The organism is Hymenobacter algoricola (genome assembly GCF_039539525.1).
GTDB classification, from domain to species: Bacteria; Bacteroidota; Bacteroidia; order Cytophagales; family Hymenobacteraceae; genus Hymenobacter; species Hymenobacter algoricola.
Map to the genome: position 1 here is coordinate 75,510 of NZ_BAABDH010000111.1, position 14,030 is coordinate 89,539.

The 14,030-nt window shown below is 58.9% G+C and carries 10 protein-coding genes; 4 read left to right on the plus strand and 6 right to left on the minus strand.

The genetic code is table 11. The annotated features are described in order from the left end of the window. Positions 1-40 precede the first annotated feature (40 nt). From ABD842_RS19315 to ABD842_RS19330, 4 genes are all read left to right on the plus strand, one after another. On the plus strand, positions 41-460 hold the full coding sequence (locus tag ABD842_RS19315; protein ID WP_345117488.1) for a single-stranded DNA-binding protein: 420 nt from the start codon (positions 41-43) through the stop codon (positions 458-460). Between the two features lie 160 nt (positions 461-620). Then, positions 621-1,217: a gliding motility lipoprotein GldD gene (gldD, locus tag ABD842_RS19320; protein ID WP_345117490.1), complete on the plus strand. Its 597-nt coding sequence runs from the start codon at positions 621-623 to the stop codon at positions 1,215-1,217. Positions 1,218-1,283: 66 nt separating this feature from the next. Continuing rightward, positions 1,284-3,377, plus strand: a complete 2,094-nt coding sequence (gene recG / locus ABD842_RS19325; protein ID WP_345117492.1) for an ATP-dependent DNA helicase RecG — start codon at positions 1,284-1,286, stop codon at positions 3,375-3,377. Between the two features lie 749 nt (positions 3,378-4,126). Next, positions 4,127-5,533: a hypothetical protein gene (locus tag ABD842_RS19330; protein ID WP_345117494.1), complete on the plus strand. Its 1,407-nt coding sequence runs from the start codon at positions 4,127-4,129 to the stop codon at positions 5,531-5,533. A gap of 126 nt (positions 5,534-5,659) precedes the next feature. Here ABD842_RS19330 and ABD842_RS19335 read toward each other — a convergent pair whose 3' ends face one another. The 6 genes from ABD842_RS19335 to ABD842_RS19360 all read right to left on the minus strand — a co-directional run bounded on the left by ABD842_RS19335 (position 5,660) and on the right by ABD842_RS19360 (position 13,957). Beyond that, positions 5,660-7,090, minus strand: coding sequence for a Glu/Leu/Phe/Val family dehydrogenase (locus ABD842_RS19335; RefSeq protein ID WP_345117496.1), 1,431 nt, complete (start codon positions 7,088-7,090; stop codon positions 5,660-5,662). Positions 7,091-7,386: 296 nt separating this feature from the next. Further along, positions 7,387-9,171: an acyl-CoA dehydrogenase family protein gene (locus ABD842_RS19340; protein ID WP_345117498.1), complete on the minus strand. Its 1,785-nt coding sequence runs from the start codon at positions 9,169-9,171 to the stop codon at positions 7,387-7,389. Between the two features lie 189 nt (positions 9,172-9,360). Next, positions 9,361-9,681, minus strand: a complete 321-nt coding sequence (locus ABD842_RS19345; RefSeq protein ID WP_345117500.1) for a 50S ribosome-binding protein YggL — start codon at positions 9,679-9,681, stop codon at positions 9,361-9,363. Positions 9,682-9,754: 73 nt separating this feature from the next. Continuing rightward, positions 9,755-10,933: an acetyl-CoA C-acyltransferase gene (locus ABD842_RS19350; protein ID WP_345117502.1), complete on the minus strand. Its 1,179-nt coding sequence runs from the start codon at positions 10,931-10,933 to the stop codon at positions 9,755-9,757. A 102-nt stretch (positions 10,934-11,035) separates the two neighbouring features. Beyond that, entirely contained in the window at positions 11,036-11,509 is a 474-nt protein-coding gene (locus ABD842_RS19355) for a four helix bundle protein (protein ID WP_345117504.1), read from the minus strand. 39 nt (positions 11,510-11,548) lie between these two features. Beyond that, positions 11,549-13,957 carry a 3-hydroxyacyl-CoA dehydrogenase/enoyl-CoA hydratase family protein gene (locus tag ABD842_RS19360; protein WP_345117506.1) on the minus strand — a complete coding sequence of 803 codons (2,409 nt, stop codon included), beginning with the start codon at positions 13,955-13,957 and terminating at the stop codon, positions 11,549-11,551. Positions 13,958-14,030: the final 73 nt, after the last annotated feature.

Sequence of the window (14,030 nt, forward strand, 5' to 3'; positions counted from 1 at the left end):
ACTTCTTATATATCCTCTTTAACACCTTAACAATCAAACCATGGCAGGCATTAACAAAGTAATTCTGGTAGGTCACCTCGGCAAAGACCCGGAAGTTCGCCATCTGGAAAGCGGGGCCAGCGTAGCCAACTTTACGCTGGCTACCAATGACTACTACAAGGACAAAAGCGGCACTCGCGTGGAGCGGACCGAATGGCACAACATCACCGCCTGGCGCGGCCTGGCCGAAGTAGCGGAGAAGTACCTCAAAAAAGGTCACCAGATCTACGTGGAGGGCAAAATCCGGACCCGGCAGTACCAAGACAAAGACAACCAAACGCGCTACATCACCGAAATCGTGGCCGACGAAATAACGATGCTGGGCGGCCGGCCCCACGGCGACGGTCAGCAGAATCAGGCGGTGCCGGCCGAAGCCCAGACTTTCCGGCAGGAGCCCGAGATTGATCAGCTGCCGTTTTAAGACCCTGCTCATTCGTTTCTGGAAAAGCCCTGGCACGCTGCCGGGGCTTTTTTCGTTGGGGGTAAGCCCAGCGGCGGCTTTACCCCTCATCCGCCTTAGCTGCCGCCCGGCTACTGCCCATTTCCGGCTACCTTTGGCTACTCAACCCGCATTGCTCAAAATGCCTGCTTTCCAACTTCTGCGCGGCCTGGGGCTCCTCCTGGCCTTGGCCCTGCTGACCACCGGCTGCTCGGCCCCGGCCGACTTCACGCCCAAGCCCAAGGGCTACAACCGCATCGACCTGCCGCCCCACGCCTACCAGCAGCTGGCTCCGGGGCATCCCTACACCTTCGAGTACTCGCGTCATGCCAAAGTGCGGCGCGACTCCTCCTACCTGGCCCAGCCGCACTGGATCAACGTGATTTACCCGCAGCTGCACGCCAACATCCAGATAACCTACATGGACGTACAGAACGACCCGCGGCGCTTCAGCAAGCTGATGGAAGACGCCCGCAAGCTAACGGCCAAGCACCAGATCAAGGCGACGGCCATCGACGAAAGCATCATCAAAACTCCAAACGGCATGCGGGTGGCGGTGTTTGAGCTGTCGGGCGAGGTGCCGAGCCAGTTTCAGTTTTACACTACCGACAGCACCCGGCACTTTTTCCGCGGCGCGCTGTACTTCCCCACAGCCACGGCCAACGACTCGCTGGCCCCGGTTATCGACTACGTGAAAAAGGATATTGTGCAGCTGCTGAACACGCTGAAGTACCGATGATCTGCCAGCTGACTCCCTTTTCTGCGTATTTATAAGAGCGAACAGCCGTCCGCCAGCAGCTTCTGAATGAGCTTTTTCAACACCAAAATCGAAAACCTGCGGGGCGTAGGGGCGCAGCGGGCGACGCTGCTGCAGAAGGAGCTGAACATCTTCACCTACGGCGACCTGATTCAGCGCTACCCCTTTCGCTACCTTGACCGGACGCAGTTCTACAGCATCGTCGATTTGCACGAAGACCTGCCTTATGTGCAGGTAAAGGGCGTGCTGCGCAACCGTGAAGTGCTGGGCGAGGGGCCCAAACAGCGTATGGTGGCCAAAGTATCGGATGGCAGCGCGGAGCTGGAGCTGGTGTGGTTCAAGGGCGTGAAGTGGCTGCAGAGCGTGGTCAAAAACCACCAGGAGTACATCGTCTTCGGCAAGCCCACCGTGTTCAACGGCAAGCCCCAGATGGCCCATCCGGAACTGGAAGAGGTGACCGAGGCCAAGCCCGGGCAGAGCTTTCTGCAGCCGATGTACAACACCACTGAGAAGCTCAAGAACTACCACCGTATCGACAGCAAAGCCATTGCGCGCCTGGTTTCAGACCTGCTCAAGATTGCCTTGCCCCACGTGCTGGAGTCGCTGTCGCCGGCCCTGGTGCAGCAGTACGGGCTGATGAGCAAGGCCGAGGCTTACCAGCAGATTCACTTTCCGCAGACGCCCGAGCTGCTGCAGGCCGCGCGGTTCCGGCTCAAGTTTGAGGAGCTGTTCTACGTGCAGCTCAAGCTGCTGCGCCAGCGCGACCAGCGCAAGGTCACCCTGGCCGGCCAGATTTTCAAGGAGGTGCCCACGCTGGTGCACTTTTACAAAAACGTGCTCACCTTCGACCTGACTGGGGCCCAGAAACGGGTTATTCACGACATCTACAAGGATTTCTGCACCGGCCAGCAGATGAATCGCCTGCTGCAGGGCGACGTGGGCTCGGGCAAAACCATTGTGGCCTTTATCAGCATGCTCATGGCCGCTGACAACGGCGCGCAAAGCTGCCTGATGGCGCCCACCGAAATTCTGGCCGACCAGCACTACGTGGGCCTGAAGGTGTACGCTGATTTGCTGGGCCTCAAGCTGGGCAAACTCACCGGCAGCACCCGCACCGCCGACCGCCGGGTGCTCCACGAGCAGCTCCGTAGCGGCGAGATGCACATGCTGGTGGGCACCCACGCCCTGCTCGAAGACGTGGTGCAGTTCCGCAACCTGGGGCTGACCATCATGGACGAGCAGCACCGCTTCGGCGTGGCGCAGCGCTCCAAGCTCTGGCAGAAAAACCCCAACGTGATTCCCCACGTGCTGGTCATGACGGCTACGCCCATCCCGCGCACCCTGGCCATGACGCTCTACGGCGACCTGGACGTGTCGGTAATCGATGAGCTGCCGGCGGGCCGTAAGCCGATTGTGACGGTGCACCGCTACGACGCGAACCGGCTCAAGGTATTCCAGTTTCTGCGCGACCAAGTTGCGTTGGGCCGGCAGGTGTATATCGTGTATCCGCTTATCGAGGAGTCGGAGACGATGGACTACAAAGACCTCACCGACGGCTACGAAAGCGTGGCCCGGGCTTTCCCCGAGTTTCAGATCAGCATCGTGCACGGCCGCATGAAGGCTGAGCAGAAGGACTTCGAGATGCAGCGCTTCGTAAACCGCGAAACCCAGATTATGGTGGCCACCACCGTTATTGAGGTAGGCGTGAACGTGCCCAATGCTTCGGTGATGATCATCGAAAGCGCCGAGCGGTTTGGCCTTTCACAGCTCCACCAGCTGCGGGGTCGCGTGGGCCGGGGCGCCGAGCAGAGCTACTGCATCCTGATGACGGGCTACAAGCTCAGCAAGGACAGCCGCACCCGCCTCGAAACGATGGTACGTACCAACAACGGCTTTGAAATTGCCGACATCGACCTGAAGCTGCGTGGCCCCGGCGACTTGATGGGCACCCAGCAAAGCGGCGTGCTGGACCTGCTCATTGCCGACCTGGCCAAAGATGGCCGCATTCTGAGCGAGTCGCGGGCCGCAGCCCAGGAGCTGATCAACGACGACCCGGGGCTGGCCAAGCCGGAAAACTTTAACATCCGCCGGCATATTGCTTCCCTGCCCGCCACGGCCGTCAACTGGAGCCGAATCAGCTAAGTACGGCCGGTAATACTACTGGTGACGGGCATAAAAAAGGCGGCCTTGAAAGAGCCGCCTAGTAGGGTTATTCCAAAGAGACTGTTGTTCGGGCCGCGGGAGCCGTGGCCTGCCAAAGACGGCTGCCACTCCCAGCCGAAACTGGCTGCGGGTTTGCCTGACGGGTAAAAAACGAGGTATGCTGAACCGGAGTTTCCGGAGCTGCAACCCGGGCAGCAGAAGCCGTAGCTGGTTGCTTAACAAGACGACCTCCCACAATGAGAGCAAAAAGTAAGACGAAACGTAAGAAAGATTTCATATCAAAAACGCAATAGTGAGCGGCGCGGGCCAGTACAAAGTTAAGGCCAGAAATGTATCTAAAGCCAAAAAAAGAGAATTTTAACAAGGAAAGCTCGAAATGTCCTTACTCCAAACCTCCTAAAAAAGTTGCGATGACTGCAAGCAACTGCACATTTTTAATTAGAAATGTACAATATATTGAGCTATCAATACTTTCTACTGCTGTGCGCTTGTTTTTGACAAAGGAAGCGCACAAGCGGGGCAAAATTGACCATCCACGCGTTAAGGAAGCGTGAATAAATCGTTACCGACGGGCCGGCTGCCGGTGGGGAGCGGGGCGTGTACGCTCAGCGCTAAGGAATGGATACCTTTGGAGAGTGCTTTTTTTGGCTTTGATCATTTTTTCATCTTAACTGGCTTTTTCCGTGCGACTTACAAAACTCATTGCAACCAGCCTTTTACTGACCGGTTTGCTCGCGGGCAGCCAGTGGACGCAGGCGCAAAAGGTTAAGTCGGCCCCGTTCAACTACTTACCCGAGCAGGCCGAAGACCGCTACAACCAACGGGTAACCCGTAAAATGCTGCCGCTGGAAAGTGGCGGCTTCATTATTCTGGCGCACAAGTCGGCCACGGAATACGCCGTGGAGCGCTACGATGCCGACCTCAAACAGCTCTGGACGGCGACTGTACCCGTGGGAGCCGGGGAGAGCATTGAGGCCTTCCGGCATAGTCCGGAGCAAGCCTGGGTTGTCATTCACCACAAAGACAACGCCAGCCAGAATCTGTCGGTACTGCCCATTGACCTGCGCAACGGGCAAAAAGGGGCACTTAAAAAGCTGGTCGACGCCGCCGCCCGCGACCGGCGCCCGAGCATTGCCGTGTCACCCGATGGCACCAAGCTGGTCGCTTACCGCTACCTCACCCGCGACGTGCAGATCAAAGCCATTAGCGCCAGCATCTACGATCAGAAGCTGACCAAGCTTAAAGACCGCACTTACGACTTCCACAATCTGGGCGACCTGTTCTCTCCCACCGTGTTTGTGGCCAACGACGGCACGCAGTACGCCACGCTCGTCAGCGACCATATGCAGAAGCTCACCGTGCGGCGCTACCGCAACGACAACCCCGACATCAAGGTGATGTCGGTGGCCGTAGGCGGCACGTTTGGCGGCAAGGCCGTCACGGTGTTCGACTCGCGCTTCACGCTGCAGCCCGACAATATGCTGTACGCCGCGGCCATCTGCAACGAGCGGGAAAGCGGCCTGTACTACAGCCTGAAGGTGGTTAAGTTTGACTTTTCGGATAAGGGCGATATGAAATTCGCGCCCGAGTTCCGCTTCACGCCCGAGTATCTGGCCGAGGTCAACAAGGCCGGCCAGACCAGCGCCAAGCGCCTCGAAGACGTATACCTCGCCGACCTGCTGCTGACGGCGGAGAAGCAGCTGGTCGTTATTGCGGAGAAGAAGTACGAGGAAGGCGGCGACGAGTCGCCGGTACACGCGCGGGAGCTGCACCTGTTCGGCTACAACGAGTTTCAAAGCCCCACCTGGCACAGCATCATTGCCAAAGACCAGGTAGCGCCGCCCGCTGAGTCGTTCACGGGCATCGGCTACCGCGCCGCCATCTTCGGCCCCGAAATCCAGCTGCTGACCCAGGAAAAGCTCAACGGCAAATCAGACCTGTACGTGCGCCGGGTAAGTACCCAGACCGGCGTGGTGCAGCCCGCCAAAGGCCTCGGCCTGTCCGTAGCTTCCGACCAGAGTCTGGCGTACGTGAAGGACTTCACCGGCTGGCTCGATGCCAAAACGATCATTGGCGTGAGCCGGCCCAGCAAGAAGTCGGCGGCGCTGATGCTCAATAAGATTGTAGTGAAGTAATCTGAACCACGAATTCGCCCGGATTTTTCGGGATACCCGGATTTTGTGGACGATTGACCAATACCAGTAAGGCCGCTCCTGAGCTCAGGAGCGGCCTTGCTGTATCTGAACTTACGCTCTGGCCGGTTACGGGAAGATGCCCAGCGACTGGTAGCTCACGCCGATTTTCTCAATGGCAGAATAGAAAGCGGCCGTACGCAGATCGTCGATACCTTCTACCTCGTTCATCACTTTGCGAATAGACTGGTAAGCGACAATCATAGTATCCTCCAGCCCGGAGCGCACGAGGTCTATTTCATCGGCCCCGTGCACAATCAGCAGCCGTTCCTCGGGCGTGACGGTTTTTCCGGTCGTACGCTCAATAGTTTCCACCAGGCGGCGCATGGCATTTTCCTCGGCCCGCTTGCCCATGCGGCCGAAGCGCACGTTAGACAAGTTTTTCAGCCACTCAAAGTAGGATACCGTTACGCCACCGGCGTTCAGGTACAGATCGGGCAGAATAACGATGCCGCGCGCCACCAGAATTTTCTCGGCGCTCTGAGTTGTCGGCCCATTGGCACCTTCGGCAATAATTCTGGCCTTGATGTTGGCGGCGTTACCTTCGTGAATCTGATTTTCCAGAGCGGCCGGCAGCAGCACGTCGCACTCATATTCGAGCAAATCCAGGGAGTTGGTTACATCCTGAGCGCCTTCGAAGCCCAGTACGGAGCCAGTTTCCTCCCGGTGCTTGAATACGGCCGCTACATCGAGGCCATTGGCATTGAAAATACCTCCTTCGCGCTCCGCAATACCGGTAATAATGGCTCCTGCTGCCTGACAGAAGTGGGCGGCGTAGTAGCCTACGTTGCCCAGGCCCTGCACAATGATGTGCTTGCCTCTGATACCAGGCGTCAGGCCGGTTTTCTGCACCATGGGCTCATCGAGCAGCAGCTCGCGCAGGCCGTAGAACACCCCCAGACCCGTCGCCTCGGTCCGCCCCCGAATACCGCCCTGACCCACCGGCTTGCCGGTTACGCAGCCCAGGGCATTCGTGTCGCCATATTTGAAGGTCATGTAGGTGTCCGCAATCCAGGCCATTTCGCGGCTGCCGGTACCGTAGTCGGGGGCCGGGACATCCATACCTGGTCCGATAAGGTTCTTCTTGATCAGCTCACTGGCGTAACGGCGCGTTACGCGTTCCAGCGTTTGCACGGACGTGGTGCGCGGGTTTATTTTCACTCCCCCCTTAGCCCCGCCGAAGGGTACATCCACGAGGGCGCACTTGAAAGTCATGAGCGTAGCCAGGGCCATGACTTCCTCCTCATCGACATACACGCTGTAGCGGATGCCACCCTTGCTGGGCAGTTTGTGGTGACTGTGCTGCACCCGGATGCCTTCGAACACCTGCACGTGGCCATCCACCTCCACCGGGAAATTCACCTTGTATATGCTGTTGCAGGCCCGGATCTGGGCAATGATGCCAGGATCCAGCTTAGAGAAGCTCGCCGCATGGTCGTAGAACTGCAGCACGCTCTCGTAAAATTCCTTGCCCTTTACCTGCTCGTTGGTATTGTTCATAATCTGGTGGGAGTTAGGAAGTGGAGTGTTCCTCTGCAAACGGCCGGTAAGGTTCCGGCGTTGCGTATAAGAGCCAGAACGACCGACCCGGCCAGTCCCGCCTGGGGCTGCCGGCGATTTTTCGGACCGTTGCCCATTCTACTAATTCCAAAAGCAGAAAGCCGCCCCCGGTTTCGGGAGCGGCTTTCTGCTTACTTAGAATTTCAGAACTGGTCGGAGAGCGGAACAGCGGCCTGCCAGCAGCCGACTACAAAATCCGACCAACTCGAAAAATCCGGACGAATCCGTGGTTCAGGTTAATACACGTACTCGTTGGCGGCAATCTGCTTGTCGGCGATGCGGCGACGGGCTTCTTTGGCGTTGTACAGGTCGGCTTTGGTGAAGCGCTTCAGGCCCATGGCCAGCAGCTTCTGCTCGTCGCCCTCGGTCATGGAGGCCAGGGCATCCTTGCCGGCTTTGTTGACCAAGTCTACCGTGTCGTAGAGATATACGCGGGCAATGTCGATCTGCGTGGCCACGGCTTCCTCGCCCTGGGCGGCGGCTTCCTTCTCCACGCGCAGCACGGTGCTTTCGGCGGTGTACACCTTGATGGCCATGTCGGCAATGTTCATCAGCACTTCCTGCTCCTTGGCCAGCGAGTTCATGTACTTCTGCACGGCCGTGCCGGCGACCATCAGGATGGCCTTCTTTAGCTTCTGAATAGTCTTTTTCTCGGCGGCAAACAGGCCGGTTTCCTCTTCCGTGTTGAAGTCCGGAATAGCCATCAGCTCAGCCTGCACGGCCTGGGCCGGACCCATCAGGTCCAGCTCACCCTTCATGGCCTTCTTCAGGATCATGTCGACGGCCAGCATGCGGTTGATTTCATTCGTACCCTCGAAGATGCGGTTGATGCGTGAATCCCGGTAGGCACGGTCCATGGGGTAGTCGGCCGAGAAGCCGTAGCCGCCGTAGATCTGCACGCCTTCGTCAACCACGTAGTCGAGCACTTCCGAGCCTTCTACTTTCAGAATGGCGCACTCCACGGCAAACTCGCGGGCGGCGCCCAGCAAGGCCTCGTTGTGGCTCTGCCCCTGGCTGAGCAGCTCCTGCTCCATGCGGGCAATGTCCATGCCGGCGCGGTAGATAGCCGACTCGACGGCGTAGATACGGATAGTCTGCTGGGCCAGCTTGTACTTGATGGCGCCGAACTTGGCAATCGGCATCTTGAACTGCACCCGCTCGTTGGCATATTTCACGCTCAGCGTGGCAGCCATCTTGGTAGCGCCCAGGCAGGCCGCGGCCAGCTTGATGCGGCCGATGTTCAGGATGTTGAAGGCAATCAGGTGGCCCTTGCCGATTTCGCCCAGCACGGCTTCCTTGCCCACCTTCACGTCGGAAAGGAATACCTGCCGGGTCGAGGAGCCCTTGATGCCCATCTTGTGCTCCTCGTTGCCCAGGCTCAGGCCGGGCGTGTTGCGCTCCACGATGAAGCCGGTGAACTTGTCACCATCCACCTGGGCAAACACGATGAACACGTCGGCGAAGCCGCCGTTGGTAATCCACATCTTCTGACCGTTGAGCACGTAGCCGCCGTCTTCGGTCGGCATGGCCTTGGTCTTGGCGCCGAGGGCATCGGAGCCGGAGCCGGGCTCGGTGAGGCAGTAGGCCCCCATCAGCTCGCCGTTGGTGAGGCCGGGCAGGTACTTGGCTTTCTGCTCCTCGTTGCCGAAGTACAGAATCGGCAGCATGGCAATACCGGTGTGGGCCGCGAAGGCTACCGGGAATGAGTGGCCGCCACCCACGCCTTCCGTCACGCGGAGCGAGGTGGTGAAGTCCATGTCGAGGCCACCGAACTGCTCGGGGATGCTCACGCCGAACAGACCCAGCTGACCGGCTTTTTCCATCAGCCCGCGCATCAGGCCTTCCTCGTGGTTGTCGAGGCGGTCCAGCAGCGGGTGTACTTCCTTGTCCACGAAGTCCAGCGCGGTCTGGTGCATCATGTTCTGCTCCTCCGAGAAGTCGGCGGGGGTGAATACGTCCTGGGCTTCCGTTTCCTTGATGAGGAACTCGCCGCCTTTCACAAGCTTGTTGGTTACTTCCATGACTAAAGGGAGTTTTTGAAGTTGGGTTTTTGAAGTCGAAAGAAGCGGCAAACTGTTCGGCTTGCCGAGTATTATGAGCCGAGGAGGCCCAGAGTGCTGTCGTACCGAAAGATACGAAATTATGTTATGCTTGCCGAGTACTTTTCGAAAAAAGAAGCTCCGAACGGATCAGAGCTTCTTTTCACGGCGCTACTGCGGGAAAGGGCCGTACCAGGCATCCGTCAGCGCCGAGCTGGTAGCCTGTGCCACTTCGGGCCGCTGGCTCAGCCACTGCTGCAGCTGCAGCTGCCGGTCCTGCGTTTGTTCCTTGGTCATCCGGACGACGGGCTGCACGAAGAAGGAAACCAGGGAGCCGCCCATCAGCAGGTCCAGGGCGTCTACCTGCTCCATCAGAGGCTCCCACAGAGGCGACTCCTTCGGCGGCTCGTCGCTCTTTAAAACAAGGGTGACGTACCAGCCGAACTCCTGGAATTCGCCGATATATTTCTTCCTGCGAAGGCGCTTTTTCATGACTGGCTATTTAGCGGATAAGACGAATAGTGGGGGGACGAAGCCCTGCGGGCAATTCGTCCCCCCACGTCGGTTACTTCAGCAGCTCGTAGATACCGGCCACACCCTGGCCGCCGCCCACGCAGGCGGTGACCATGCCGTATTTCTTGCCCTGGGCCCGCAGCTCGTGAAACAGCTGGATGCTGAGCTTGGCGCCCGAGCAGCCCAGCGGGTGACCGAGGGCAATGGCCCCGCCGTTCACGTTCACCTTGCTCTGGTCCATGTCCAGCTCGCGCATCACGGCCAGCGACTGGGAGGCAAAGGCTTCATTGAGCTCAAACAGGTCAATGTCTTCGAGCTTCATGCCAGCTTGCTTCAGCGCCTTCGGAATGGCTTTGATCGGGCCCATGCCCATGATGCGCGGGTCGATGCCTTCAGTGGCGTACGTCACCATACGGGCAATGGGCTCCAGGTTCAGCTCCTTCACCATCCGCTCCGACATGACGATGACGAAAGCCGCGCCGTCGGAAGTCTGCGACGAGTTGCCGGCCGTCACCGAGCCGTTGGCGGCAAACACGGGGCGCAGCTTGCCCAGGGCTTCCAGGGACGTGTCGGCGCGCGGGCCTTCGTCGGTGTCCACCACGAACGAGCGGGTTTTCTTTTTGCCGGTGGCCTGGTCGAGGTAGGTTTCCTCCACCGTCACGGGCACAATCTGCTCCTTGAACTTGCCCGCCTGGATGGCTTTGATAGCCTTCTGGTGGGAGTTGTAGGAGAACAGGTCCTGGTCTTCGCGGCTGATTTTGTAGTCCTGGGCCACAGCTTCAGCGGTCAGGCCCATGCCGAGGTAGTAGTCGGGGTGTTCCTTGGCCAGCTTGTAGTTGGGCACGGTTTTCCAGCCCACGGTAGGCACCAGGCTCATGCTTTCGGTACCGCCGGCCACGATGCAGTCGGCCATGCCGGCGGCAATCTTGCCGGTGGCCATGGCAATGGTTTCCACGCCCGAGCCGCAGTAGCGGTTCACAATCAGGCCCGACACGTTCATCGGCAGGGCCAGCAGGGAAATCAAACGGCCCATCTGCAAACCCTGCTCGGCTTCCGGCACGGCATTGCCGACGATAACGTCGTCGATGCGGGTAGGATCGAGGGCGGGCACTGAGGCCACCAGGTGCTTGATAACGTCGGCGGCGAGGTCATCGGGACGGGTGAAGCGGAAACCGCCGCGGGTGGCTTTGCCAACGGCCGTGCGGTAACCGGCTACGATATATGCGTTCATGTTTTGAGTATTGAGTAGTGAGACGTGAGTAGTTAGATGAAGTTCTAGAGCTACTCCTTTTCGGTCAGAGACTTCTGTAAACCAAATAGCATTTTCTGCAATTCAGTGAGTTCTATGGAAATAGTATTGAGACTTTCGACCGAGATATATAGCAGTTTCGCGAACAGTGTAGCGGTTGCATTCGCTCCGGTCCGACGGCTTTTTCCGCCGTCCGACCGGTCGTTGTAGGTCCGATGTATTTATCGGCAGCCAGCGACGACCGGTCCGACGGCGAAAAGCCGTCAGACCGGGTACACCGTTCACGAAACCGTTATAGCCAAACGAATTGGCGAGTAGCAACTGTGTTTCCAGTTCGTAAGCTGAACCATTGGCAATTGCCAGAAACTGCCGGAATTCAAGCCTCGAATTCCGACCAGCACCCTCCGCAATGTTAGAAGGCATTGAAACCGCTGCCCGCCGCATCTGTGAAACCAAGCCAAACCGTTCATTGTCCGGAAAGCCCGCGCAAAGCCGGTAGGTGAGTTTCGTGATGCTCATTGCCTTCTGCCATACCTTTAGTTCTTTGTACTGGTGCATGGCGCGAAAGTCTCAATACTCAATACCAACTACTCAATACTAGTTGCGCAGCGGCTTTCCGGTGGTCAAAATCGACTGAATCCGCTCCAGCGTTTTCCGCTCGCCGGTCAGGCTCAGGAAGGCTTCGCGCTCCAGGTCCAGCAGGTACTGCTCCGATACTTCGGTGGGGCTGCTCAGGTCGCCGCCGCACATGATGTAGGCCAGCTTGTTGGCAATCTTCACGTCGTGGTCGGAGATGTAGCGGCCTTCGCGCATGGCCGAAACACCGGTCATGAACATCCCTAAAGCACCTTTGCCATGCACCTTGATGTTGGTTTTCTGGATCGGCTGGGTGTAGCCGTCTTCGGCCAGCTCAATGGCGGCAGCCTTGGCCTGGGCAATAACCCGGTTGGAGTTCACCACGATTTCGTCGCCGCGGCGCATGAAGCCCAGATCGAAGGCTTCGGCGGCCGAAGTCGACACCTTGGCGGTGCTCACGGTCATAAAAGTATTGCGTAGCAGGTTGAACTCCGGCTCGCCTTCCTCGTACTTGGCCGCGGTGCGCAGGGTCATTTCCTTAGTGCCGCCGCCGCCGGGAATCAGGCCCACGCCGAATTCCACGAGGCCCATGTAGGTTTCGGCCGAGGCTACCACGCGGTCGGCGTGCAGGTTCAGCTCGCAGCCGCCGCCCAGCGTGAGGCCATGCGGGGCGCTGACCACCGGAATGCTGCTGTAGCGCATCCGCATCATGGCTTGCTGAAACTGCGAAATCATCAGGTTCAGCTCGTCGTACTCCTGGTCCAGCGCAAACATGTACACCAGGCCCAGGTTAGCCCCGGCCGAGAAGTTGGGCGCATCGTTGCCGACCACCATGCCGCGGAAGTCCTTTTCGGCAATTTCCACGCCCTTCAGCAGGCCCTGAATAACGTCGGAGCCCAGCGCGTTCATCTTGGAGTGGAACTCCACGTTCAGAATACCGTCGCCGAGGTCGAGCACCGAAGCGCCCGAGTTTTTCCAGATGACCTTGCCCGTTGCGCGCAGGTTGTCAAGGATGACGAAGTTCTCCACGCCCGGAATGGCCTGGTACGACTTCGACTCCAGATCGTAGAACTGCTTGGCGCCCTGCTCGCTCACCTTGTAAAAGGTGGTGTGGCCGGCGGCCAGCATCTCGGCTACCCACGGGGCTACCGTCTTGCCTTCGGCCTGGGCTATTTCCAGCCCCTTCTGCACGCCCAGCGCATCCCAGGTTTCAAACGGGCCCAGCTCCCAGCCGAAGCCGGCGCGCAGCGCGTCGTCAATCTTGTAGAGCGAGTCGGTGATTTCCGGAATCCGGTTCGATACGTAGGCAAACAGGCCGGCGAAGGTTTTGCGGTAGAAGTCGCCGGCTTTGTCTTTGCCGGCGGCCAGCACCTTGAAGCGGTCCGCCAGCTTCTCAATCGGCTTGGTGGCTTCCAGGGTGGCAAACTTCACCTTGGCGCCCGCCTTGTATTCCAGCGTGTTCAGGTCGAGGGCCTGGATTTCGGACTTGCCGCCTTCGCCCTTTACTTTTTTGTAGAATCCCTGGCCGGTTTTGTCGCCGAGCCACTTGTTCTCGCCCATCTTCCTGAGGAAGTCGGGCAGTTGAAACACGTCCTTGGCTTCGTCGTTGGGCAGGCCCTGGGCCAGGCCGTTGGCCACGTTCATGAGGGTGTCGAGGCCCACCACGTCGGAGGTACGGAAGGTGGCCGACTTGGCGTGACCGATAACCGGGCCCGTCAGCTTGTCTACTTCCTCCACCGTCAGGCCAAGCTTGGTCATCACCTGCAGCACGTCGAGAATGGCGAAAACGCCCACCCGGTTGGCAATGAAGGCCGGCGTATCCTTGGCCAAAACCGTGGTTTTGCCCAGGTACAGGTCGCCGTAGTGCATCAGGAAATCAACCACCTTCTGATCCGTGTGCGGCGTCGGAATGATTTCGAGCAGCTTCAGGTAGCGCGGCGGGTTGAAGAAGTGCGTGCCGCAGAAGTATTTCTTGAAGTCGTCGGAGCGGCCCTCCGTCATCAAATGAATCGGGATGCCGCTGGTGTTGGAAGTAATCAGCGTGCCGGGCTTGCGGAACTGCTCCACCCGCTCAAACAGGCTCTTTTTGATGTCGAGCCGCTCCACCACCACCTCAATCGTCCAGTCGCAGCCGGCAATTTCCTGGAGGTTGTCGTCGAAGTTGCCGGTCTTGATGCGCGCGGCATCCGGCTTGCGGTACAGTGGCGACGGATTGGCCGCCACGGCCGCCTGCAGCGAGGCATTCACGATGCGGTTCTTGACCGCCGGATTGTCGAGCTTCAGGCCCTTGGCTTCCTCGGCGGGCAGCAGCTCCTTGGGGGCAATGTCGAGCAGCAGCACCTGCACGCCGATGTTGGCGAAGTGGCACGCAATGCGCGAGCCCATGACCCCGGAGCCCAGCACGGCTACTTTTTTGATTGTACGGTTCATTCGGGAGGGAATGAGTGGGTGAGAAATGAAAGAAAAGCAATCAGCTGTCAGCGGCAGGCTACCAGCTTTTTTT

Excerpts from the sequence above, each read along its gene's own strand:
- ABD842_RS19315 (WP_345117488.1), top strand. The coding sequence starts at position 41 with ATGGCAGGCATTAACAAAGTAATTCTGGTAGGTCACCTCGGCAAAGAC.
- gldD (WP_345117490.1), top strand. The coding sequence starts at position 621 with ATGCCTGCTTTCCAACTTCTGCGCGGCCTGGGGCTCCTCCTGGCCTTG.
- recG (WP_345117492.1), top strand. The coding sequence starts at position 1,284 with ATGAGCTTTTTCAACACCAAAATCGAAAACCTGCGGGGCGTAGGGGCG.
- ABD842_RS19335 (WP_345117496.1), bottom strand. The coding sequence starts at position 7,090 with ATGAACAATACCAACGAGCAGGTAAAGGGCAAGGAATTTTACGAGAGC.
- ABD842_RS19340 (WP_345117498.1), bottom strand. The coding sequence starts at position 9,171 with ATGGAAGTAACCAACAAGCTTGTGAAAGGCGGCGAGTTCCTCATCAAG.
- ABD842_RS19345 (WP_345117500.1), bottom strand. The coding sequence starts at position 9,681 with ATGAAAAAGCGCCTTCGCAGGAAGAAATATATCGGCGAATTCCAGGAG.
- ABD842_RS19350 (WP_345117502.1), bottom strand. The coding sequence starts at position 10,933 with ATGAACGCATATATCGTAGCCGGTTACCGCACGGCCGTTGGCAAAGCC.
- ABD842_RS19355 (WP_345117504.1), bottom strand. The coding sequence starts at position 11,509 with ATGCACCAGTACAAAGAACTAAAGGTATGGCAGAAGGCAATGAGCATC.
- ABD842_RS19360 (WP_345117506.1), bottom strand. The coding sequence starts at position 13,957 with ATGAACCGTACAATCAAAAAAGTAGCCGTGCTGGGCTCCGGGGTCATG.